13 protein-coding genes are annotated in these 23,250 nt (G+C 73.3%); 10 read left to right on the top strand and 3 right to left on the bottom strand.

The window, feature by feature from the left end:
- Positions 1 to 133 precede the first annotated feature (133 nt).
- On the top strand, positions 134 to 877 hold the full coding sequence (locus RV983_RS23915) for an LPXTG cell wall anchor domain-containing protein (protein ID WP_475987781.1): 744 nt from the start codon (positions 134 to 136) through the stop codon (positions 875 to 877).
- 80 nt (positions 878 to 957) lie between these two features.
- On the opposite strand, the gene RV983_RS23910 is transcribed toward RV983_RS23915, so the two are convergent.
- Entirely contained in the window at positions 958 to 1,551 is a 594-nt protein-coding gene (locus RV983_RS23910; RefSeq protein ID WP_475987780.1) for a biotin transporter BioY, read from the bottom strand.
- A gap of 327 nt (positions 1,552 to 1,878) precedes the next feature.
- On the opposite strand from RV983_RS23910, the gene RV983_RS23905 reads away from it, so the two are divergent.
- Both RV983_RS23905 and RV983_RS23900 read left to right on the top strand, forming a co-directional pair.
- Positions 1,879 to 2,820: a carbohydrate kinase family protein gene (locus RV983_RS23905; RefSeq protein WP_475987779.1), complete on the top strand. Its 942-nt coding sequence runs from the start codon at positions 1,879 to 1,881 to the stop codon at positions 2,818 to 2,820.
- Between the two features lie 40 nt (positions 2,821 to 2,860).
- A complete protein-coding gene (locus RV983_RS23900; RefSeq protein WP_475987778.1) occupies positions 2,861 to 3,562 on the top strand; it encodes an HAD family hydrolase in 702 nt (233 codons plus the stop codon).
- 26 nt (positions 3,563 to 3,588) lie between these two features.
- Here the strand turns inward: RV983_RS23900 and RV983_RS23895 are convergent, their stop codons facing one another.
- Complete coding sequence (locus RV983_RS23895; protein WP_475987777.1) at positions 3,589 to 4,233, bottom strand: mycothiol-dependent nitroreductase Rv2466c family protein; 645 nt, start codon at positions 4,231 to 4,233, stop codon at positions 3,589 to 3,591.
- Between the two features lie 160 nt (positions 4,234 to 4,393).
- Here RV983_RS23895 and pepN (RV983_RS23890) point away from each other — a divergent pair, with 160 nt between their 5' ends.
- The 6 genes from pepN (RV983_RS23890) (at position 4,394) to RV983_RS23865 (ending at position 16,850) form a co-directional block, all read left to right on the top strand.
- The gene (gene pepN / locus RV983_RS23890; RefSeq protein WP_475987776.1) at positions 4,394 to 6,976 is read left to right on the top strand and encodes an aminopeptidase N; all 2,583 of its coding nucleotides are present in this window, start codon (positions 4,394 to 4,396) and stop codon (positions 6,974 to 6,976) included.
- A gap of 309 nt (positions 6,977 to 7,285) precedes the next feature.
- Positions 7,286 to 8,260, top strand: coding sequence for a hypothetical protein (locus RV983_RS23885; protein WP_475987775.1), 975 nt, complete (start codon positions 7,286 to 7,288; stop codon positions 8,258 to 8,260).
- Between the two features lie 736 nt (positions 8,261 to 8,996).
- Positions 8,997 to 12,290 carry a S8 family serine peptidase gene (locus RV983_RS23880; protein ID WP_475987774.1) on the top strand — a complete coding sequence of 1,098 codons (3,294 nt, stop codon included), beginning with the start codon at positions 8,997 to 8,999 and terminating at the stop codon, positions 12,288 to 12,290.
- A 78-nt stretch (positions 12,291 to 12,368) separates the two neighbouring features.
- Positions 12,369 to 13,814, top strand: coding sequence for an amidase (locus RV983_RS23875; RefSeq protein ID WP_475987773.1), 1,446 nt, complete (start codon positions 12,369 to 12,371; stop codon positions 13,812 to 13,814).
- A 650-nt stretch (positions 13,815 to 14,464) separates the two neighbouring features.
- Entirely contained in the window at positions 14,465 to 16,555 is a 2,091-nt protein-coding gene (malQ, locus tag RV983_RS23870; RefSeq protein ID WP_475987772.1) for a 4-alpha-glucanotransferase, read from the top strand.
- 58 nt (positions 16,556 to 16,613) lie between these two features.
- On the top strand, positions 16,614 to 16,850 hold the full coding sequence (locus tag RV983_RS23865) for a hypothetical protein (protein ID WP_475990589.1): 237 nt from the start codon (positions 16,614 to 16,616) through the stop codon (positions 16,848 to 16,850).
- A 165-nt stretch (positions 16,851 to 17,015) separates the two neighbouring features.
- Here the strand turns inward: RV983_RS23865 and pepN (RV983_RS23860) are convergent, their stop codons facing one another.
- Positions 17,016 to 19,586 (bottom strand): aminopeptidase N, encoded by a 2,571-nt coding sequence (pepN, locus tag RV983_RS23860; RefSeq protein ID WP_475987771.1) that lies wholly within the window; start codon positions 19,584 to 19,586, stop codon positions 17,016 to 17,018.
- Between the two features lie 207 nt (positions 19,587 to 19,793).
- Between pepN (RV983_RS23860) and RV983_RS23855 the strand changes: the two genes are divergently transcribed.
- Complete coding sequence (locus tag RV983_RS23855; RefSeq protein ID WP_475987770.1) at positions 19,794 to 23,210, top strand: beta-N-acetylglucosaminidase domain-containing protein; 3,417 nt, start codon at positions 19,794 to 19,796, stop codon at positions 23,208 to 23,210.
- Positions 23,211 to 23,250 lie beyond the last annotated feature (40 nt).

Raw genomic sequence — 23,250 nt, 5'->3', positions numbered from 1 at the left:
TGTCCGGTATCGCATCATTCACGACGGCTCCGGGACAGAAGTATGAACTTGCCACCATCACAGCATAGATGCCCCGAATCTTGTGGTACCTCTTCAGATACCGCTGATGCGGAGGCAAGAAGGGGGAAGCGCAATGCGCCTTTTCGATCGGCGAATTCACGTTCGGGAGACGGCTGCGGCGGCGGCCGTGCTGGCACTGGCCTTCGCCGGGCCCGCGTACGGGGCCGATCCCGTACCCGGGAGCGGCCAGGGCGGCACCCCGGGGCCGAGCGTTCCCGCGGGTGTGAAGGTGAGCACCCAACTGCCGTCCCGGATCTCCGTCGACAACAAGACGGAGAAGACCTCGATCACCGCGACGGTCGTCAACCAGGGGAAGAAGGGGACCGCGCAACTCACCCTGCTGGTCGTCGGTTTCGACGCGATGAAGATCACAGGGGTGAAGGGCTGCGACCCGATCCCCGAGGGCAAACTGCCCAAGGGCTCCAACAGCGGGTTCAGTTGCGACGTCGGCACACTGGCCGCCGGGAGGAGCCGGAGCTACCCGGTGTCCGCGACCTACGATCTCCAGGGCAAGGGCAGGATCTGCCTGCCCGTCATGGACGGCGACGGCACGCTGCTGTGGCAGCAGGGCCCCGTGCCCTTCGGCACCAGCAAGCCGACGCCCAACGCACCCGACACCCCGCTGCTGCTGGGCACCGACAATGTGCCCTTCGGCCCCGACTCGTCCGCCCGTCCGAGCCCGGGCGCCTCGGGCACCCTTCCGAGCACCGGCGCTCCCGACCGCACGGCCGTCCTCGCCCTGGGCGGCAGCCTGCTGCTGGCCGCGGGCGGCGCGGGGCTGTGGCTGACCCGGCGTCCGCGGTCGGCCCGGCACTGACCGGCCGGGACGACACGACCGAGGGGGCGGCCGGCGGCCGCCCCCTCGGTCGTGCGTACGGGTCCGTACGGGTCGGACGGTCAGCCGCGGCGGCCGACGAGCTTCCAGGCGGCGGGCAGCGCGCCCATGGCCAGGGCGGCCTTGAGAGCGTCGCCGATCAGGTAGGGCGTGAGGCCCAGGGAGACCGCCTGGCCCACGGACAGGTGCGCGGCCAGCGCGAGGTAGGGCACCCCGACGGCGTAGACGACGGCGCTGCCGAGCACCATCGTGCCGGCCGTACGCCACACATTGCGGTCCGCGCCACGGCGGGCCAAGGCGCCCACGACGGCGGCGGCCAGCGCCATGCCCAGGATGTAGCCGAAGCTGGGCGCGCCCGCGCCGGACGAGCCGTCCGCGAACCACGGCATCCCGGCGACGCCGGCCACCGCGTACAGCGCGAGCGCCAGCAGGCCGCGGCGGGCGCCGAGAGCGGTGCCGACCAGCAGCGCCGCGAAGGTCTGCCCCGTCACCGGCACCGGCGAGCCGGGCACCGGCACCGACAACTGCGCGGCCAGGCCGGTGAGTACGGCGCCGCCCAGCACGAGGGTGGCGTCCCGCAGCCGCGACGCGGGGATCAGGTCGGCGAGGACCGGGTGGGTGCGTACGGCGGAAACGGCGGGAACTGCGGTGGCCATCGGTACTCCGCGGAGTGAGGGTCTGTTCGGTCACCGCGACGTTAACCCGGCTCCCTCGTCCCGATCGTCGTCGGCCGAGCACAAAGCCCTGATCACCGTGATGGTGACATCCCTACAAGGAACCATGCGACACGTGAGCTTCGTCACGGGAACCCGGAACGGCCGCTGTGGGATCCCTCCAACCGTTCACGCCGAGGGGATCGGGTCGCCACGGCGGCGTGCCCGGCCCCGCAGGGGCGGCCCCGGCACACCGCTCTTATCCTTCTGCGACGGCGCCCCGTTCCGGATGCCGCCCGATCGCACCGAACTGGAGGCGTACCCGACCCGATGAGTGCTCCGTCGCCGTCGCCGTCCCCGTCCTCCCCGTCCCGGGTCACCGTGGTCGGCGAGGTCCTCGTCGACCTGCTGTGGCGCTCCGGGGAGCGCGGGGTCACCCCGCTGCCCGGCGGCAGCCCGGCCAACGTCGCGGTCGGCCTGCGGCGGCTCGGCCGGCCCACCACGCTGGTCACGACCTGGGGCGAGGACCCGCCCGGCGAGCTCGTCCAGGACCATCTGGCGGCGGCCGGGATCGACGTCCTCCGCGCGGCGAGCCCGGCCGGGCGGACGACGCTGGCGATGGCGTACGTGGACCGGGAGGGCTCCGCCTCGTACGACTTCCTGGCCTCCTGGGACCCCGAGGACCTGGCCCTACCGCCCGACACCGCGGTACTGCACACCGGTTCGCTGGCCACCGTCATCGAGCCGGGGGCGAGCCGGGTGCTGGAACTGTGCCGGGACCTGCACGCGCTCCCCGGGCGCACCGTGGTCGCCGATCTCAACGTGCGCCCGGCGGTGCAGCCGGACCGGCTCGCCTACCGCAAGGCGTGCCTGCGGCTGGCCGGGGTCACCGACGTGGTCAAGGCCAGTGACGCCGACCTGGCCTGGCTCTTCCCGCGCCTCGATCCCACCGAGGCGGCCCGGGTCCTGCTCGCCGAGGGGCCACGGCTGGCCGTCGTCACCCGGGGTGCCGGGGGCGCGACGGCGGTCACCCGGGACGCGGTCGTGCGGGTGGCGGCGCCACGGGTGACGGTGGTGGACACCATCGGGGCCGGCGACGCCTTCCAGGCCGCGCTGCTGGACGGCGTCGCCGCGTCGGGCGTGCCCACCGCCCCGGAGCGCCTGTCCGAGGTGCTGACCCGCTGTGTCACCGCCGCCGCGCTCAACTGCACCCGGGTGGGCGCCGATCCCCCGACGCGGGCCGAACTCGACGCCGCCTGCCCCGCCGGATAATCGCGGGCCCTGGCGCCCGTGCGCTGGTTAGGCTCCCGCCATGGGTGACGCGAGGCTGACCGGGCAGGTACTGATCTTCGACGCCGACGACACGCTCTGGGAGAACAACGCCGTCTTCGAACGGGTGATAGAGGACTTCCTCGACTGGGTCGACCACCCGGTGCTGGACCGGGACCGGATCAGAGCGCTGCTCGACGAGATCGAGGCGGCGAACGCGGTCGCCCACGGATACGGCAGCAAGGTGTTCCTGCGCAGCCTCGGCGAGTGCCTGGAACGACTTCGGGAGCGGCCGAGGACGGCGGAGGAGGCCCTGCGCATCGACGATCTTGCGCGGGCCTTCACCGAGCACCGCGTGGAGCTGATGCCCGGGGTCGCACGGACCCTCGACGAGCTGGGCGGCCGCCACGAGCTGCTGCTGCTCACCAAGGGCGACGCCGAGGAGCAGTCCCGCAAGGTCGAGGCGTCCGGGCTGGCCGACCGGTTCCGCGGCGTGCACATCGTCCCGGAGAAGGCCGTGGACACCTACCGGGGGCTGATCGCGCACTACGGCTTCGCGCCGGAGGCGACGTGGATGATCGGCAACTCCCCCAGGTCCGACATCATCCCCGCCCGAGAGGCGGGGATGAGCGCCGTCTTCATCCCGAACGACAACACCTGGGTGCTGGAGCAGTCCGAGATCGACCCGGCCGACGGGCGCGTGCTGCGGCTGACGGCCTTCCCCGAACTGCTCCGCCACTTCTAGGCGTCCCCAAGTGCCCGAGCGGGAGATCAGTCGAAGATCGGGCCCTGGTCGCGGGTCCGCTTGATCTCGTAGAAGCCGGGGGTGGACGCGACGAGCAGCGTGCCGTCCCACAGACGGGCCGCGGCCTCACCCTTGGGGGCGGGGGTGACGACCGGGCCGAAGAAGGCGATCTGCTCACCGTCGGCGCCGGGGACCGCGATGACCGGGGTGCCGACGTCCTGGCCGACCTTCGAGATGCCCTCCTGGTGGGAGGCGCGCAGCTCGGCGTCGTAGACGTCACTGCCGGCGAAGTCGGCGAGGTCCGCGGGCAGGCCCGCCTCCTCCAGGGCGGCGACGATGACGTCCTTGTCCTTGTGGCCCAGTCCCTGGTTGTGGATGCGCTTGCCCAGGGCGGTGTAGAGGGCTCCGAGCACCTCGCTGCCGTGCTTCTGCTCGGCAGCGATGCACACGCGGACCGGGCCCCAGGCGGTGGTGAGGAACTCGCGGTACTGCTCGGGAAGCTCGCGGCCGTCATTGAGCACCGCGAGGCTCATCACGTGCCACCGCACCTGGACGGGGCGCACCTTCTCCACCTCCAGCATCCAGCGGGAGGTCATCCACGCCCAGGGGCAGGCGGGGTCGAACCAGAAGTCCACCGGGGTGGGGGTGGCGGCGGTTGTGGTCTCGGTCACGGTCGTCTCCTCGGGGCATGACACATCGACACGTCGTGCGCAACAGGGAACGCCCCCGGTCCCCCTGCCATTCCCGTGCGGTGCCCGCGGGTGCCACGTGCGAAAATGCCTGGCGTCCACAAGACGGACGCCACGACGACGTGCGAAGGATGGAGACCCCGTGCCCGGTGAGAACCTCACGCGTGACGAGGCCCATGAGCGGGCCCGGCTGCTCGCCGTGGACGGCTACGAGGTCGCGCTCGACCTCCGGTCGGCGGTCCGGGCGGAGGAGCGGACCTACCGTTCGGTGACCACGATCCGCTTCCGCTGCGCCGAGCCGGGCACGGCGAGCTTCGCCGACCTGGTGGCGCCCTCGGTCACGTCGGTGGTGCTCAACGGCCGGGAGCTGGACCCTGCGGAGGTCTTCGACGGGGCACGGATCGCGCTGCCCGACCTGGCCGCCGACAACGTGCTGGTCGTCGACGCGCAGTGCGCGTACAGCCGTACCGGCGAGGGCCTGCACCGCTTCGCCGACCCCGAGGACGGCGAGGTCTACCTCTACACGCAGTACGAGCCGGCCGACGCCCGCCGGGTCTTCGCGAACTTCGAGCAGCCCGACCTGAAGGCGCCCTTCACCTTCTCGGTGACCGCCCCGGAGTCATGGGTGGTGCTGAGCAACGAGCGGGTCGCCGGTGTCTCGGACGGCGGCGAGACCCGGCACTTCGCGGCGACCCGGCCGATCTCGACGTACATCACGGCCGTGGTCGCCGGGCCGTACCACATGGTGCACGACACCTACCGGCGCACCCTGGCGGACGGCACGGAGCTGGAGATCCCGCTGGGCGCGCTGTGCCGCAAGGGCCTCGCCCGGCACTTCGAGGCCGAGGAGATCTTCACCGTCACCCGGCAGGGCCTGGACTTCTTCCACGACCACTTCGACTACCCGTACCCCTTCGGGAAGTACGACCAGGCCTTCGTGCCGGAGTACAACATCGGCGCGATGGAGAACCCGGGTCTGGTCACCTTCCGCGAGGAGTACGTCTTCCGCGGCAAGGTCACCCGGGCGTCGTACGAGGCACGGGCGAACGTCATCCTGCACGAGATGGCGCACATGTGGTTCGGCGACCTGGTCACCATGAAGTGGTGGGACGACCTGTGGCTCAAGGAGTCGTTCGCCGACTTCATGGGCGCGTTCTCGCTCGTGGAGGCGACCCGCTACAAGGACGGCTGGATCACCTTCGCCAACCGGCGCAAGGCGTGGGCCTACCGCGCCGACCAGCTGCCGTCCACGCACCCGGTCACGGCCGACATCCGCGACCTGGAGGACGCCAAACTCAACTTCGACGGCATCACGTACGCCAAGGGCGCCTCGGTGCTCAAGCAACTGGTCGCCTACGTGGGCCGGGACGCGTTCCTCGAGGGCGCGCGGCGCTACTTCAAACGGCACGCGTACGGCAACACCGGGCTCGGCGACCTGCTGTCGGTGCTGGCGGAGACCTCCGGGCGCGACATGGCCGAGTGGTCGCGGGCCTGGCTGCAGACCGCGGGCGTCAACTCGCTGACGCCGCAGGTGACGTACGACGGCCATGGACGCGTCGCGGAGCTCGCCGTGGTGCAGGAGGCCGCGGCCTCGCACCCGCAACTGCGGCCGCACCGCGTCGCGGTCGGGCTCTACCGCCGCGCGCCCGGCGGCGCCCTGGAGCGGTACGCGCGCGCCGAGACCGACGTCGCAGGACCGCGCAGCGTGGTGGCGGAACTGGCCGGGGCCGAGCGCCCGGACCTCGTCCTGGTCAACGACGAGGACCTGACGTACTGCAAGATCCGCTTCGACCAGGACTCCCTGGTCACCGTCCGGGAGCACCTGGGCGAGCTGGCCGACCCCATGGCGCGGGCGCTGGCCTGGTCCGCGGTGTGGAACATGACGCGCGACGGGCTCATGCCGGCCCGTGACTACCTGGGCCTGGTTCTGCGCTTCGCGGGCGCCGAGACCGACATCGGCGTCCTCCAGGGCCTGCACATGCAGGCCCGTACAGCCCTGCACGACTACGCGGCGCCGCAGTGGCGCGAGGAGGGGCTGCGCGCCCTGGAGCAGGGCGCCCTGCGCGAACTGCGCGCGGCCGAGCCCGGCAGCGGGCACCAGTTGGCCTGGGCCCGCTTCCACGCCTCGGTCGCCTCGGGCGAGGCCGGGACGGCGTTCTTGCGCTCGCTCCTGGACGGCACGGAGAAGGTCGACGGGCTGGAGGTGGACCAGGAACTGCGCTGGACGTTCCTGGAGTCGCTGGCCGCCGGCGGCGCCGCGGACGAGTCCGTCCTCGCCGCCGAGCTCTCCCGCGACGACACCGCCTCCGGCCGCCGGCACCAGGTGCGCTGCCTGGCGGCACGTCCGTCGGAGGCGGTCAAGGCGCAGGCCTGGGCGGCGGTCGTGGAGTCCGACACGCTGTCCAACGCCCTGGTCGAGGCGACCATCGCGGGGTTCGAGCAGGCGGGGCAGCGCGAACTGCTGGCGCCGTACGCCGGGAAGTACTTCGCCGTCATCGAGCGGATCTGGGCGGAGCGGTCGATCGAGATCGCCATGGCCGTGGTCCGGGGGCTCTTCCCGCATCTCCAGGACCGCGCGGAGACGGTCGACGCCGCGGCCGCCTGGCTGGACGAGCACTCCGCTGCCGCCCCCGCCCTGCGGCGACTGGTCGCCGAGTGCCGTGACGACCTCGCGCGGGCGCTGCGCGCCCAGGCACGCGACGCGGCGGCCGGCGCGGACGCCTGATACCCGGCGCGTGCGGGGGTGCGCCGCCCGGCGGGCGGCGCACCCCCGCACGCGTGCCCGTACACCCCCGCGCCCCCGCGAACAGACGTCCGGTCACCCCAACGGCGTACCGTCCGCCCTCCGGGCGCCCCCTGGCGCCCCGGGTACCGCGGTGACGAATCCGCAGGCAGCCGGGATCGGTACACCCGGATAGGTGAAATCCACCCTTCGGCAACCGAACGTCTGAACTTTAGTGCGGGGATGTCCGCATTTGTCGACGAAACGGTAACAGCGGTTAGCCCGCCCCTGGTGAGCGGGAATTGACCCGGCATGAACCACAACACCCCCCTCAGCCCCCGCCCCCTCGACCACCCCTCCCGCAAGCGCCCCGCGGTACTGACCGCACGTCAGCTGCGCGAGCACGGCGTCACCCCCGGCACGCTCTCGGAGCGCTGCGGCCCGGACGGCCCGTGGCAGGAGGTGCTGCCCAAGGTCTATGTGCTGCACCCGGGACCGCCCACGAGCGAGGAGCGGCTGCAGGCGGCACTGCTCTACGCGGACGGCGACGCCATGGTGACCGGCCTGGCCGCGCTCGCCCTGCACCGCTTCTCCTCCGTGCCGCCGCTGCTCGGCCTGGCGCGGATCGACCTGCTGGTGGCCCGTCAGCGCAAGGTGCGCGCCGCGGGGGACGTGAGCTTCGTACGGACGCAGACCCCGCCGCGCCCGCACCTGGTGGGCGGCATCCCGTGCGCCCCGGTGCAGCGGGCGCTGGCCGACGCGGTGGCGGAACTCGAAGACGCGGAGACGGTGCGCCTGGTCATGACCGAGGCGGTGCGCGGCGGGCACTGCGAGGCCACGTCCATCGTCCGGGAACTGAGCCGCGCGCGGCTGCTGTCGCGGCCGCACGTCGTCGAGGCCGTGGACGCGCTGCTGGCCGAGGGCAGGGCGATCGCCGAGAGCCGGCTGTACGACATGGTGCGCTGCTTCGGCCTGCCCGACCCGGTGTGGAACGTGGACCTGCGCCTGCCGGGCGGCCCGCACCTGGGCGGCGTGGACGCGTACTGGCCGGAGCTCGCGGTCGCCGTCGAGATCGACGCACGCGCGCCGCGCCAGGACGAGGACGCCCTCTGGTCGGAGTACGCCCGCAAGCGCGAGCACCTGGAGCGGCTCGGCATCACGGTGGTGCACATCACGCCGAAGAAGCTGCGCGAGGCGCTGGAGCAGCAGGCGGCCGTCGTCCGCACCGCGTTGATGGCCTCGGTGGACCGCGACCCGGCCTCGTACGTGGTGGTGCTCCCCCGCTGAGCCGGCCCGACAGGCCCCACAGGCCCGACGAGCCGGGGATCCGGGCGGGGCTGCGGGGATCCGACGTGGGAGGCATCGGGGACCTCCCTGAAGGAACCCTGGGGGACGTACGACGAGTTCCTCGCCCGTGTGCCGCTTCTGGACCGGCCGGGCGGGGTCGCGGACCGTGCCGTCATGGCCCGGCGGGGGTCGTGGCGGAAGACCGGGACGGTCTCACCGATGTGGGCGGTGGGCATCCGTTCCAGCCACCGGGGCGGTCCGCCGATGATTGCCGTGCTGGCGGGCGTCAGCGGAGCGACAGCACGGGGCCGGAGGACACGGGGCCGGACATGGCCGGTTCCCGGGGGTGCGCGAGGGGAAGGGCAGGGGCGTCTGCCCCGGGGGTACGGACGGCCGGAGTGACCGGCGGTCCCACACAAGCGGAACGGCCGATGCCGGTCCCGTGACATCGACCGGCTGTCTTCGCGCTGGTCACCCGGGGCCGGAGAGACCGCGGCGAACCGCTCATCAGCTGTTCACCAACCCCCTTGCACGACAGCCACGCTCACGGGCCGGCCCGTGAGCGCGCGGTCGGCGACATGGGCAGGGTTGGGTCGTTGTGCGGCATTCACGGGCGTCCGACGCTTGACGCATTCGCGTCATGGCCGACCTGCGCCATCTCCGGCACTCCCCAACAACCCGGCACATGGACCACTGTGTCCGTCAACTGGCGCCCAAATCTTGAACAAGGATGCCCATGTCTCTTGAACACATACGCGGGAAGAGACGCGTCCGCATCGCGCTCGCTGCGGGCCTCGTCGCCGCGTTGACCGCGACCGGAATATCCGCCTCCACCGCTTTCGCCGACCAGGGGGGCGACCCCGCCGACGCGGCGGTGAAGACCGCCGGCGACAAGCTCGGATCCGCCGACGCGGAACTCCTCGCCAAGGCCAAGGCCGCAGGCGACAAGAACGTCACCATGATGATCGCCACCAAGGCGGGTTCCACCGAACAGATCTCGGACGAGATCGACGGCCTCAAGGGCGCCTCGGTGGACCGGACGTACGACAAGCTCGGCTACGTCCGCGCCACGGTCCCGACCGGCAAGGCCGACGCCGCGATCGCGGCGGCGCAGCAGCTCTCCTCCGTACAGGCCGTCGACCTGAAGCAGGAGATCAAGCTCGACGACCCGACACCGTCGGGCGACGCCGCCAAGAGCGCTGCGAAGAAGTCCACGGCTGCCACCTACCCGGGCCCGGACGCCAACACCCCGGCGGTCAACCCGTACCAGCCCGCCTGGGAGACCGGCGCGGTCGACTTCGTCCGCAAGAACCCCGAGTCGGACGGCCGCGGCGTCACCATCGGCATCCTCGACTCGGGTGTCGACCTCGGCCACCCGGCCCTTCAGAAGACCACCACCGGCGAGCGCAAGATCGTCGACTGGGTCACCGCGACCGACCCGATCCTGGACGCCGACGCCACGTGGCGCCGGATGACCAACGGGCCGACCGTCACCGTGGGCACCAGGACGTGGACGGCCCCCAATCCCTCGCAGCAGGTCACGGTGTTCCGCGAGTCGGCCACCGTGGGCGGCGACATGGCCGGCGACCTCAACCGGGACGGCGACACCACCGACCTGTGGGGCGTGCTCTACGACCCGGCGGCCGGCACCGTCCGGGTGGACCTCAACGACAACGGCAACTTCGGTGACGACACCCCGATGAAGCCGTACAAGGACGGCTTCCAGGTCGGGTACTTCGGCACCGACAACCCCGCCACGGCCATCTCCGAGCGCATCCCCTTCGTGGTGGAGATCCGCAAGGACGTCCCGACGGACCCGTACGGCGGCGACTGGATCGGACGGAAGGCCGACTTCGTCAACATCGGCGTCATCCAGTCCGAGCACGGCACGCACGTCGCCGGCATCACCTCCGCCAACGGCCTGTTCGGCGGCAAGATGATCGGCGCGGCACCGGGTGCGAAGATCGTCTCCTCGCGCGCCTGCTCCTGGGACGGCGGCTGCACCAACATCGCGCTGACCGAGGGCATGATCGACCTGGTGGTCAACCGCGGTGTGGACATCGTCAACATGTCCATCGGCGGTCTGCCCGCGCTGAACGACGGCAACAACGTCCGCGCCCAGCTGTACACCCGCCTGATCGACGACTACGGCGTCCAGCTGGTCATCTCGGCCGGCAACAGCGGTCCCGGGCTCAACACCATCGGGGACCCCGGCCTGGCCGACAAGGTCATCAGCGTCGGCGCGACGATCTCCAAGGAGACCTGGGCGGCCAACTACGGCTCGCAGGTCACCAAGGACTACGACATGATGCCGTTCTCCTCGCGCGGCCCGCGTGAGGACGGCGGCATCGCGCCGGTGATCTCGGCCCCGGGTGCCTCCATCAACACCATCCCGACCTGGGAGCCCGGCGCCCCCGTCGCCGATGCGGGCTACAGCCTGCCGCCCGGCTACGGAATGCTCCAGGGCACCTCGATGGCCTCCCCGCAGGCCGCCGGCGCCTCCGCGCTGCTGCTGTCCGCCGCCAAGCACGCGCACATCGACCTCACCCCGGTGAAGCTGCGCACGGCGCTGATCAGCACCGCGAAGAAGATCAAGGACGTCCAGGCCTTCGCCCAGGGCTCCGGCCTGCTGGACGTGGACCGCGCCTGGCACCTGATCAAGACCGGTGCCGACGCCAACACCTACACCGTCAAGGCCCCGGTCTCCACCAGCCTGTCGCAGTTCCTGGCGACCCCGGGCTACGGCACCGGCGTCTACGACCGTGAGACCGGCCTGAAGGCGAACCAGAGCAAGACGTACGACGTCACGCTCACCCGCACCTCCGGTCCGGACCGCACGATCCGCCACGACCTGCACTGGCTGAACGACGACAGCACCTGGCGGTTCCCCGGTGACGACACCGTCGACCTGCCGCTGAACAAGCCGGTCACCGTGCAGATCACCGCCAAGCCGCACACCGCCGGCGCGCACAGCGCGATCCTCGAGGTCGACGACCCGTCGACGCGCGGTGTCGACCAGCAGATCCTCAACACGGTCGTGGTCTCCACCCCGCAGGCCAAGCCGGGCTACGCGTTCACCGCGTCCGACACGGTCCAGCGCAACAGCACCACCTCGTACTTCGTGACCGTGCCCGAGGGCGCCAAGTCGCTCGAGGTCAAGATGAGCGGTCTCGCGGCGGGCAGCCAGACCCGCTTCATCGCCATCAACCCGTGGGGCGTCCCGGTGGACGACACCTCCACGCCCTCCTGCTACCCCAACTACAACAACCCGGCCAACACCTGCCGCCCCGACCTGCGTTCCTACGCGGAGCCGCTGCCGGGCGTCTGGGAGTTCGAGGTCGAGGCGCGACGCACCTCGCCGCTGCTGGACAACCCCTACACCCTCACAGCGACCGCGCTCGGCGCCTCCTTCGACCCCGAGGTGCAGACCATCGACGAGGCCACCGTCGGCACCCCCGCCCCGGTCTCGTGGAAGGTCACCAACGGCTTCGCCGCCGTGCAGGGCAAGCTGAAGGGCGGCGCGCTCGGCTCGGCCGAGGCGTCCCGTCCGTCGATCAGCCAGGGCCAGACCACCACAACGCAGGTCACCGTGCCGGCGGGCGCCACCCGTCTCGACGTGGCGATCGGCAGCACCGCGGACACCGGTGCCGACCTGGACCTGTACGTCTACCGCAACGGCGTCGAGGTCGCCCGCTCCGCGGACGGCGACTCCGAGGAGGCCGTCAGCATCGCCAACCCGGCGGCCGGCACCTACACCGTCGAGGTGGACGGCTTCTCCGTCCCGTCCGGCACCACCGCGTACGACTACCGTGACGTCTTCTACTCGGCGTCGCTCGGCTCGGTCGTCGTCGACGAGGCGGCGAACGTGCCGCTGGCCAACGGCGCCTCGGCCGACGTCACCGCGAACGTGCTGGTGGCCGCCCCCGCTCCCGCGGGACGCCAGTTCTTCGGCGAGGTCCAGCTGCTCAACGCCAACGGCACCGCCGCGGGCACCGGCAGCGTCATCATCGGCAAGGTGAACGCGGGCTAGTCCGCGCGACCTTGCGCACGATCCGGGGCGGGTGCTGGAACAAGCACCCGCCCCGGCCTTTTGCCTAGGCTGGGCCGGGTGACCGCACCTCACGAGCTGACGATGCTGGAGCAGGCCGCCGCGGTACGCCGCGGGGAGATCTCACCGGTCGAGCTGACCACCCACCACCTGGAGCGGATCGAGCGGATCGGCCCCGCGCTCGGGGCGTATCTGACGGTCACCCCGGAACGGGCACTGGAGGACGCGCGGCGCGCCGAGCGGCTGCTGCTCGCCGGCGGGGAACCACCGCCCCTGCTCGGGGTCCCGGTCCCGGTGAAGGACCTCACCCCCGTGGCGGGGATCCGCTTCACCTCCGGCTCCGCGGTCTTCGCCGACCGGGTCGCCGGGCAGGACGCCCACCTCGTGACGCTCCTCCGGGAGGCGGGCACGGTGATGACCGGCAAGACCAACACCCCCGAGTTCGGACTGCCCGCCTACACCGAGGGCCGCGCGGGACCGCCCGCCCGCACCCCGTACGACCTCGCGCGCGGCGCGGGCGGCAGCAGCGGCGGCGCCGCGGCCGCGGTGGCCGCGGGCCTCGCGGCGGCCGCGCACGGCAGCGACGGCGGCGGCTCCATCCGCATCCCCGCGAGCTGCTGCGGCGTCGTCGGCCTCAAGCCCAGCCGCGGCCGCGTGAGCCCCGCGCCCCGGGGCGACGTCAGCGGACTGGCCGTGAGCGGCCCGATCGCGCGCACGGTGCGCGACGCCGCCGCGCTCCTGGACGTGCTGTCCGTACCGGCCCCCGGCGATCCCTTCCCCCTGCCGCTGCCCGAGCGGACGTTCCTGCGGTGGTGCGACCACGAACCGCGCCGGCTGCGCATCGCCCGCTGGGCCCGGCCGGACGTCGCCGGGGTCACCGTCGACCCGGAGGTGCTGGCCGCGTACGAGCGGACCTCGACGCTGCTGGAGGACCTGGGCCACGAGGTCGTCGACGTGCCCCAGCCGCTGGCGCCGGGCGACCGGGACGCGTTCACCCCGGTGTGGGCGGTACTGGCGGCGCTCACGCCCGTCCCCGCGGAGCGCGAGGCCGAACTACTCCCGCTCACCCGGTGGTTGCGCGCGCAGGGGCAGGACGCCGGCGGTCTCGACTACGCCCGCGCCCTCGGCGCGATGCAGTCCGTGGGCCGGAAACTGGCCCGCGCCGTGCAGCCCTACGACGCCGTCCTCACCCCGACGCTGGCCCGGCTCCCCGCACCCGTCGGCGCCCTGCGCGACGACGCCGACCCCGAGGCCGACTTCGCCGCGCAACTGGCCTTCACCCCGTTCACCGCGCCCTGGAACATCGCCGGACTGCCGGCGGTGTCGCTCCCGCTGGAGTGGAGTGAGGCGGGCCTGCCGATCGGGATGATGCTCGCGGCGCCCCACGGCGCGGAGGGGCCGCTCCTCGCCCTCGCGGCGCAGCTCGAGGCCGCGGCCCCCTGGCGCGACCATTCCCCGCCCGCCCGTGTGCCCTGTGAAGTCGGTGACCCCGCGCAAGTTGTCTGAGGGCCTGATTCGGGGCCTCCGGGGCCGGCCATTCTGGACAGCACATAGAGGTGCCTCGGGCGCCTTGTGCTGCGTACTCCGGGTTGTGCCCCCAACACCCCCGCCCCTCAAGTTTCGTCCTGCGCCTGATCCCCGGTGGGAGGTTGGAGACGGCACCGAGCCCGGGCCCACCCGTTGACGCAGCGCCAACGCCCCGGGCCCCTCGAGAGATCGGACGGCGTCCAGTCCGGGGTCACCGACCGCAGTCCGTACAGCGGGGCCGCCACCTGCGCCGGGCCACGATGACGCGAGCCGCGACCACCCTCACCCCCCACGGGATGTCGGGCGCCGGGCTCGCGCGCACAGTGGGAGGGGGCGTTGGGCGACCCCGGGGGCTCGCGGCCGGCTGCGGGGCGGCATCCAGGCGAGCGCAACCACCCCGGACCGGCTCCGCACCCCCCACTGGGGACCAGGCGCGAAACACCACCGAGGGGGCGGGGGTGGTGGGGGCACCTCCGGCCGAAGGTTGGGGGAGGGAGGGCGGGCGGGGAAAAGCACCGGTACGGCGGAGCGCAGCGAAGCACACCCACACGGAGGGCGACTGCGCGGCCACGCAGTGGGTATGGCTGAGGGCGTCGCCCTGTTTCGACAACGCCCGGGAGGGCACCCCGATGACCGATCCTGCCGAGCGGGACAGACTTGCCGTGCTGCACGGCGTGGCCCCGACGTACCGCCCCTCGGCCGACCGTGAGGTGCGGGTTCCGGACCAGACGGTGATCGAGGTGCTGGCCGCGCTCGGGGTGGACGCCTCGACGCCGGCGGCCGTGCGGGACGCGCTGGCGGAGCACGAGCAGCGGGCGGGGCAGCGGCTGCTGCCCCGGAACGTCGTTCTGCGGGCCGGGCGCTCGGCGGGGCTGGTGCTGCCGGAGGGCACGGCCCTTCGGGTGGAGACGGAGGACGGCGTCGAGCGCGCTTGGGACGGTCAGGCGGCGCTGCCGGTCGGCCGGCACGCGCTGCGCGCACGGACCCCGGACGGGCGAACCGCGTCCGCGATGCTGGTCGTGGCGCCGGACCGGCTGCCGGGACCGCCCGAGCGGGTGTTCGGCTTCATGGCGCAGCTGTACTCCGTGCTGTCGGCGCGTTCGTGGGGCATGGGGGACCTCGGCGACCTGGCCGACCTCGCGGCGTGGACGGGGCGGGCGCTGCACGCGGGTTTCCTCCAGATCAACCCGTTGCACGTGGCGGTGCCGGGGCGGCCGACCGATCCGTCACCGTACCGGCCGTCCTCGCGGCGTTTCCCGGACCCGGTGTACCTGCGGGTGGAGGAGATCCCGGAGTACGCCCATCTCGACGCGGGAGACCGCGAGCGCGCCGCGGACCTGCTGCGCAGGGCGGCGGTTCTGCGCGACTCGGTGCTGTTCAAGGACGCCCTCATCGACCGTGACGCGGTGTGGGAGCTCAAGCGCGAGGCGCTGGCGCTGGTCCGCAAGGTGCCGCTGTCGCCGGGCCGCCGGGCCGCGTACGGGGACTTCCTGGCCGAGCAGGGGCAGGCGCTGGACGACCACGCCACGTGGTCGATGCTGGCCGAACTGCACGGTCCCGACTGGCGGTCCTGGCCGGCAGGGCTGCGCGACCCGCGGTCGGGACAGGTGGCGAGGCAGCGCGGGCAGCGGCTGGACCAGGTGGACTTCCACTGCTGGCTGGCCTGGCTGACCGACGGTCAGCTGGGGGCCGCCCAGCGGGCCGCGCGCGACGCCGGAATGGCCGTGGGCGTCGTGCACGACCTCGCGGTGGGCGTGCACCCCTCGGGCTCCGACGCCTGGGCACTGCAGGACGCCCTCGCCCGCGGCATGTCGGTGGGCGCCCCACCGGACGCCTTCAATGCCCGCGGGCAGGACTGGGGGCTGCCGCCGTGGCGCCCGGACGCGCTCGCGGCCACGGGGTACGCGCCCTACCGCGACCTGCTGCGCGGTGTGCTGCGGCATGCGGGCGGGCTGCGCATCGACCATGTGATGGGGCTGTTCCGGCTGTGGTGGGTTCCGGAGGGCAGGCCCCCGACCGAGGGGGCGTACGTGCGCTACGACGCCGGGGCCATGCTCGGCATCCTCGCCCTGGAGGCGCACCGCGCGGGCGCGGTCGTCATAGGGGAGGACCTCGGCACGGTGGAGCCCGGCGTACGGGAGGAGCTCGCGGACCGCGGCATCCTCGGCACCTCGGTGCTCTGGTTCGAGCGGGACTACGAGGGGGCCGCCGCCGACGGGCACGGGCATGCCCGGCCGCTGCCCCCGCGGGAGTGGCGGGCGGACGTGCTGGCCACCGTGACCACGCACGACCTGCCGACCACGGCCGCGCGGCTGACCGGCGAGCACGTCGGACTGCGGCACCGGCTGGGGCTGCTGACGCGGTCGCTGGAGGAGGAACAGGCCGCCGACGCGGTCGACGTCGCGGAGTGGCTGGCGCTGCTCGGGCGGCTCGGGCTGCTGCCGGAGGGCACGCGGGACGAGGAGTCCGTGGTCAAGGCCGTGCACCGCTTCCTGGCCGCGACACCGGCGCGGATGGTCGGGGTGTGGCTCCCCGACGGTGTCGGCGACCGCCGTCCGCAGAATCTGCCCGGCACCTGGGACGAGTACCCCAACTGGCGGCTGCCGATCGCCGACGCGGAGGGCCGCCCCCTCACCCTGGAACAGCTGGCCGCCTCGCAGCGGTTGCACGCCCTCGCCCACGAGGTGCGCACGGCGATGGAGGCGACGGATGTCCCGTAGCCCCCGCGAAGGCCACCCCGGGCGCGCGGGGTACGGGAGCGTTCGCTACTTTGAGAGCGTGGACAAGCCCAACAAGAACGCCCTGCGCGCCGGTGCCGTCTCGGCCACCACGGCGCTGATGCTGCTCGTGTCGTCCCCCGCGTTCGCCAACAGCGTGGACGACGGCTCCGACCCGGGGCCGGGCCTGAGCGTGATCGAGACGCTGGGGCTGTTCCTCGGCATCCCGGTCCTGGCCTTCCTCGTCATCGCGGGCCTGGTGAGCGTGACCGACAAGTCGCGCAAGCCGCAGGCCTGACGGGCTCCTTCCCCGACCGACCGCACGGTCCGGGCCGCGGCACCGCCGCGGCCCGTTCCGGCGTTCCCGGACACCGGCTCGGGCGCACAGGGCCCCCCGTACGGCGCAGCGTGACGGCGGGCGTCGCCGGGGCCCGGGGTGCGACCTCCCCGGGCCCCGGCGCGGTCACGCCGCCGCGGCGTCCGCGGCCTGTGCCTTCAGGGCGCGATCCACGCCCGCACGGCACTCGGTGACCATGCGGCGCAGCGCGGGCGCCGGGTCGGCCGCCGCGAACCACGCGTCGGTGGCGTCCAGCGTGGCCTGCGAGACCTGGAACGCCGGGTACAGGCCGACGATGATCTGCTGGCCCATCTCGTGCGAGCGGGACTCGAAGATGCCCGCGATCGCCGCGAAGTACCGCTCCGTGTACGGCTCCAGCAGCTCGCGCTGGTCCGGCTCGGAGAAGCCGCCGATGACCGCTTCCTGAACGGCGTTGGTCAGCGTCTCGGCCTCGACGACCGCGGCCCAGGCCTCGGCCTTGGCCTCGGCGGTCGGCCGGGCGGCGCGCGCGGTCGCCGCGTGGCGCTCGCCGGCGGCGGTGGCGTCCCGCTCCAGCTCCGCGGCGATGGCGGCCTCGTCGGCACGGCCGGTGGCGGCCAGCCGCTGCAGCAGGCTCCAGCGCAGCTCGGTGTCGACCACCAGACCCCCGATGACCTCCGAGCCGTCGAGCAGCGCGCCCAGCAGGTCCAGCTGGTCCTTGGTCCGCGCGGTGCCCGCGAAGGCACGGGCCCAGGCCAGCTGGTGGTCGCTGCCCGGGGCGGCAGCGCGCAGGTGCTCCACCGTGGCCTCCGTCCAGCGGGCCAGCCCGGTCTCGCGCCACTCGGGGGCCGCGTACAGCTCCAGTGCCGTCTTCACCTGCCGGTGCAGCGACTGCACGACGCCGATGTCGGACTCCTTGCCGATGCCGGAGAGCACCAGCTCCAGGTAGTCCCGGGTGGCCAGTTCGCCGTCGCGGGTCATGTCCCAGGCCGAGGCCCACACCAGCGCGCGCGGCAGCGACTCGGTGAAGTCGCCGAGGTGGTCGCGCACGGTGGCCAGCGAGACCTCGTCGAGGCGCACCTTGGCGTACGACAGGTCGTCGTCGTTGAGCAGCACGACCGCCGGGCGCCGGGCGCCCACCAGATCGGGCACCGCCGTCAGCGGGCCGTCGATGTCCAGTTCCACGCGCTGGACGCGCACCAGCTTGCCGTCGCGCAGGTCGTACGCGCCCACGGCGATGCGGTGCGGCCGCAGGATGGACTCGCCCTTGGCGCCGGCCGGCAGCGCCGGGGCCTCCTGGCGCACAGCGAAGGCGGTGATGGTGCCGTCGGCGTCGGTCTCGATCTCCGGGCGGAGGATGTTGATGCCGGCGGTCTCCAGCCACTTCTTCGACCAGGTCTTCAGGTCGCGGCCGGAGGTCTCCTCCAGGGCGGACAGCAGGTCGGTCAGGCGGGTGTTCTTCCAGGCGTGGCGCTTGAAGTACGCCTGGACGCCGGTGAAGAACTCGTCCGTGCCGACGTAGGCCACCAGCTGCTTCAGGACGGAGGCGCCCTTGGCGTAGGTGATGCCGTCGAAGTTGACCTGGACGTCCTGCAGGTCGTTGATCTCCGCCATGATCGGGTGGGTGGACGGCAGCTGGTCCTGCCGGTACGCCCAGGTCTTCATGGAGTTGGCGAAGGTGGTCCAGGAGTGCGGCCACTTGCTGCCGGGCGCGTAGGCCTGGCAGGCGATGGAGGTGTAGGTGGCGAACGACTCGTTCAGCCACAGGTCGTTCCACCACTCCATGGTGACCAGGTCGCCGAACCACATGTGGGCGAGCTCGTGGAGGATGGTCTCGGCGCGCACCTCGTAGGCCGCGTCCGTCACCTTGGAGCGGAAGACGTACTGGTCGCGGATGGTGACCGCGCCCGCGTTCTCCATGGCGCCCGCGTTGAACTCCGGCACGAAGAGCTGGTCGTACTTCGCGAAGGGGTACGCGAAGTCGAACTTCTCCTCGAACCAGTCGAAGCCCTGCCGGGTGACCGCGAAGATCGCGTCCGCGTCGAGGAACTCGGCCAGCGACGGACGGCAGTACAGGCCGAGCGGCACGGTGCGGCCGCCCTCGCCCTCCCAGGTGCTGTGCACGGCGTGGTACGGGCCGACGATCAGCGCGGTGATGTACGTGGAGATGCGCGGGGTCGGCGCGAAGTTCCAGACGTTGCCGGCCGGCTCGGGGGTCGGCGAGTTGGAGACGACCGTCCAGCCCGCCGGGGCCCGCACGGTGAGGGCGAAGGTCGCCTTGAGGTCGGGCTGCTCGAAGCAGGCGAAGACGCGGCGCGCGTCGGGCACCTCGAACTGGGTGTAGAGGTAGGCCTGCTTGTCGACCGGGTCGACGAAGCGGTGCAGGCCCTCGCCGGTGTTGGTGTACGCCGCGTCGGCCACGACCCGCAGTTCGTTGGGGCCGGCCTCCAGCGAGGGCAGCGCGATGCGGCTGTCCGCGAAGACCTCGGCCGGGTCGAGCGCCGTGCCGTTGAGTACCACCTCGCGGACGGCCGGCGCGACCAGGTCGATGAAGGTCGAGGCACCCGCCTCGGCGGACTCGAAGCGCACCGTGGTCACCGACCTGAAGGTGCCGCCCTCCTGGGCCCCGCTCAGGTCGAGCTCGATTTCGTATGCGTCCACCGTCAGCAGGCGCGCACGCCGGCGCGCCTCCTCACGTGTGAGGTTCGTGCCAGGCACGTTTCCGTCTCCTTCGTCGGTTTTTCGGCCATCCTCGCACGCGAGGGTGTCCGGGCGGCCAGGGGTTTTCCCTCGACGGGCGGACCGTTCCCCCTATGAGCGGCGGCTACCCGCGGTACGGGCGGCACGTCACCGGGACGGGAGGGAAAGAAGGGGGTCCCGTGTGCGTTGACACGCCCTCCGGGCGGGTGATGGGCTGGCGCGGACATGACCCGGGGCAGGAGAACCGCCGCAGCGCGAACGGCCGCGATCGTCGCCGCCGTGGTCGGCGGCATGCTGGGCGTGTCGCCCGGCGCCCTGGCCGCGCCGCCCGTCGCACCCGGCACTCCCGTCACCCTGCCGGACGCGGCGCCCACCGCAGGCGCCTTGCGTGCGGTCCACCCCACGCCCCAGGTGACGCGCGAACGGGGCGGCTTCACCGCCGTCCCGCACACGGTGACGCTGGTCGCCGGCCCGGGGGCCGACCCCTACGCGCTGGACGTGCTCCGCGGGATCCTGCGGGACGCCGGTGTGACGGACCTACGCGACAGCACGGACGTCCCGCGGGGCGGCCTGACGCTGTACGCCGACGGCGCCGGCGCGGACACCGCGCTCCGCGCGCTGGGCGCCGCGCCCGTGGGCGACCTGCCCTCCGGGGGCTACCGGCTGGCCGTGGGCCACGTACTCGGCCACGGCACCGTGGCACTCGCCGGCACGGGCGAGGACGGGCTGTTCCACGCGGCGCAGACGCTGCGTCAGCTCGTGACGCCGCGGGGCCTGCCCGGCGTCGTCGTGCGCGACTGGCCGGTGGCCGGGACCCGCGGCATCGCCGAGAGCTTCTACGGCGAGCCGTGGACGCGTGAGCAGCGCCTGTCGCAGATCGACTTCCTGGGCCGCACCAAGCAGAACCGCTACCTCTACGCACCCGGCGACGACCCCTACCGCCAGGAGCTGTGGCGGGAGCCCTATCCGGCCACGCGCCGGGCGGACTTCCGCGCCCTGGCGGAGCGCGCCCGGGCCAACCACGTCACCCTGATCTGGGCCATGGCTCCCGGCCAGGCGCTGTGCTTCTCCTCGCAGGAGGACCGCAAGGCGCTGCTGCGCAAGATCGACGCGATGTGGGCGCTGGGCGTGCGCGGCTTCCAGCTCCAGTTCCAGGACGTCAGCTACAGCGAGTGGCACTGCAGGGCGGACGCCGGCCGCTACGGGGACGGCCCGCGGGCGGCCGCCCGCGCCCAGGCGGAGCTCGCGAGCGCCGTCGCCCGCCACCTGGAGGGCCGGCGGGGCGAGGGCGGCGTCCCGCTCTCGCTGCTGCCCACGGAGTACTACCAGGACGGCGCCACCGACTTCCGCGATGAGCTGGCACGGACGCTGGACAGCTCCGTGCAGGTGGCCTGGACCGGCGTCGGCGTCGTACCGGAGACGATCACCGGCGCGCAGGTCGCCGACGCGCAGGACGTGTTCCGCCACCCGCTGCTGACGATGGACAACTACCCGGTCAACGACTGGGCGGACGACCGCATCTTCCTCGGCCCCTGCACCGGACGCGAGCCGGCTGTCGCGGCCGCGACGGCCGGGCTGCTGGCGACCGCGATGCGGCAGCCGACGGCGTCCCGGATCGCGCTGTTCACGGCCGCGGACTACGCCTGGAACCCGCACGGCTACGATCGCGCCTCCTCCTGGCGGGCCGCCGTCGACGACCTCGCGGGCAGCGACCCGGCCGCGCGCGACGCGCTGCGCGCGCTGGCGGGCAACGAGGCGTCCTCGGCGCTGGACGACAGCGAGTCGGCCTATCTGCGTCCGCTGCTCAAGGAGTTCCTGGACGCGTACGGGAACGGGAGCGCCCCGCGGCTGGAGACGGCGGCGGGCCGGCTGCGCGCGGCCTTCACCACGATGAGCGGCGCCCCGGGACGGCTCGGCGGCCTGGCCGGCGGTTCCTTCGCCGACGAAGTACAACCCTGGCTCGACCAGTTGGCGCGCTACGGCTCTGCCGCGGAGCACGCGGTGGACATGCTGCTGCGGCTGCGCGAGGGCGACGGCACCGGCGCGTGGAAGGACCGGCTGGCGCTGGAGCGGGAGCGGGAGCGGATCGCGCACAGCGATGCGACCGTGGGCGACGGGGTGCTCGACCCGTTCCTGGCCAAGGCCCTGGCCACGGCGGACGCCTGGACCGGGATGCGCGGCGAGGACGGCACCGCCACCGCGACCCTGGGCTCGGCGCGTGCCACGGAACCGTCCCTCATGACCGACGGCAAGGACTCCACCGCCTGGGCCAGCGACGCCCCGCCGCAGCAGGGCGACACCTTCGGGGTGGACCTGGGCAGCGCCCACGAGATCCGCGAGGTGCGGATCGCCATGGGCTCCGCGCAGCCCGGCCCGGAGCAGGACGACTACCTGCGCCGGGCGGTGCTGGAGTACTCGGCGGGCGACGCCGCCGGCTGGCGGCCCGTCACCGACGTCGCCGGCGAGCGCACCGTCACCGCGACCCTGCCGGAGGGCACCCGGGCCCGCTACGTACGGCTGCGCGCCACCGCCGCGCAGGAGAACGCCGTCACCGTGCGGGAGTTCACCGTGACCACCGGGGACGGGCACGAACCCGCCGTCTCCACGGGCGACCCGGCGGCCGGCGCCGCCGCCGACGGCGACGCGACCACGGCGTACCGCGTGCCGGCGGACGGGCTGACCCTGGAGTACGGCACGGCCCGGCCCCTGGAGGCACTGACCGTGCTGACCGGGCCCGAGGGCGGCGCGGGCGGCTCCGTGGAGGCGCGCGTGCCCGGGCAGGGCTGGCGCCGGCTCGGCGCGCTGGGCAGCGGCTGGACCGAACTCCCCGCGAACGGGATGCGGGTGGACGCGGTGCGGGTCACCCCGGCGCCCGGGACGCAGGCTCCGGTCGTCCACGAGATCGTGCCCTGGTACGCGGACCGGCCGGCCGCCCGGATGACCTTGGACCGTACCGAGGCCGACGTCGAGGCAGGTGGCGCGCCGGCGACGGTCACCGCCGAACTCACCGACGCCTCCCCGGGGGCCGCCCGGGTGACCCTCACGGCCAAAGCCCCGCCGGGCGTGCGGGCGACGGCCCCCGGTGACATAGAACTGCCGCGCGGCGGGCGGGTCGTGGTGCCGGTGAAGCTGTCGCTCCCCGAGGACGGCGCGCCGGGCGTCTACGAGGTGCCCCTGGAGTTCCGCGCCGAGGGCCGCACGGTCCGGCAGACCGTGACCGTGCACGCCTATGCGCGCACCGGCGGCCCGGACGTCGCGCAGGGCGCCACCGCCACCTCCTCCGGGGACGAGACCGCGGACTTCCCCGCCTCCGCGGTCACCGACGGCGACCCCGTCACCCGCTGGTCCTCCCCCGCCCAGGATGACGCGTGGGTGCAGGCGGAGCTGCCGCGGGCGGCCTGGATCGGCCGGGTGACGCTGCGCTGGCAGGACGCCTACGCCTCCCGCTACACGATCCTGACCTCGGCCGACGGACAGAACTGGCACACCGCGGCGGTCGTCGACGACGGCCGCGGCGGCACCGAGTCGGTGCGCCTGGACGCACCCGCCGACACGCGCTTCATCCGCGTGCAGGGCGTGGAGCGCGGCACGAAGTACGGCTACTCGCTGTACTCGCTCCAGGCCTACGCCGTCACGGGCTGAGCCCCCGCCCCAACGGCATCCCCATGAACCACTTGCCAGG

Source organism: Streptomyces sp. RLA123 (assembly GCF_056270165.1).
Note: the sequence above shows the minus strand (reverse complement) of the source record. Positions and strands in the feature narration are given on the sequence as shown.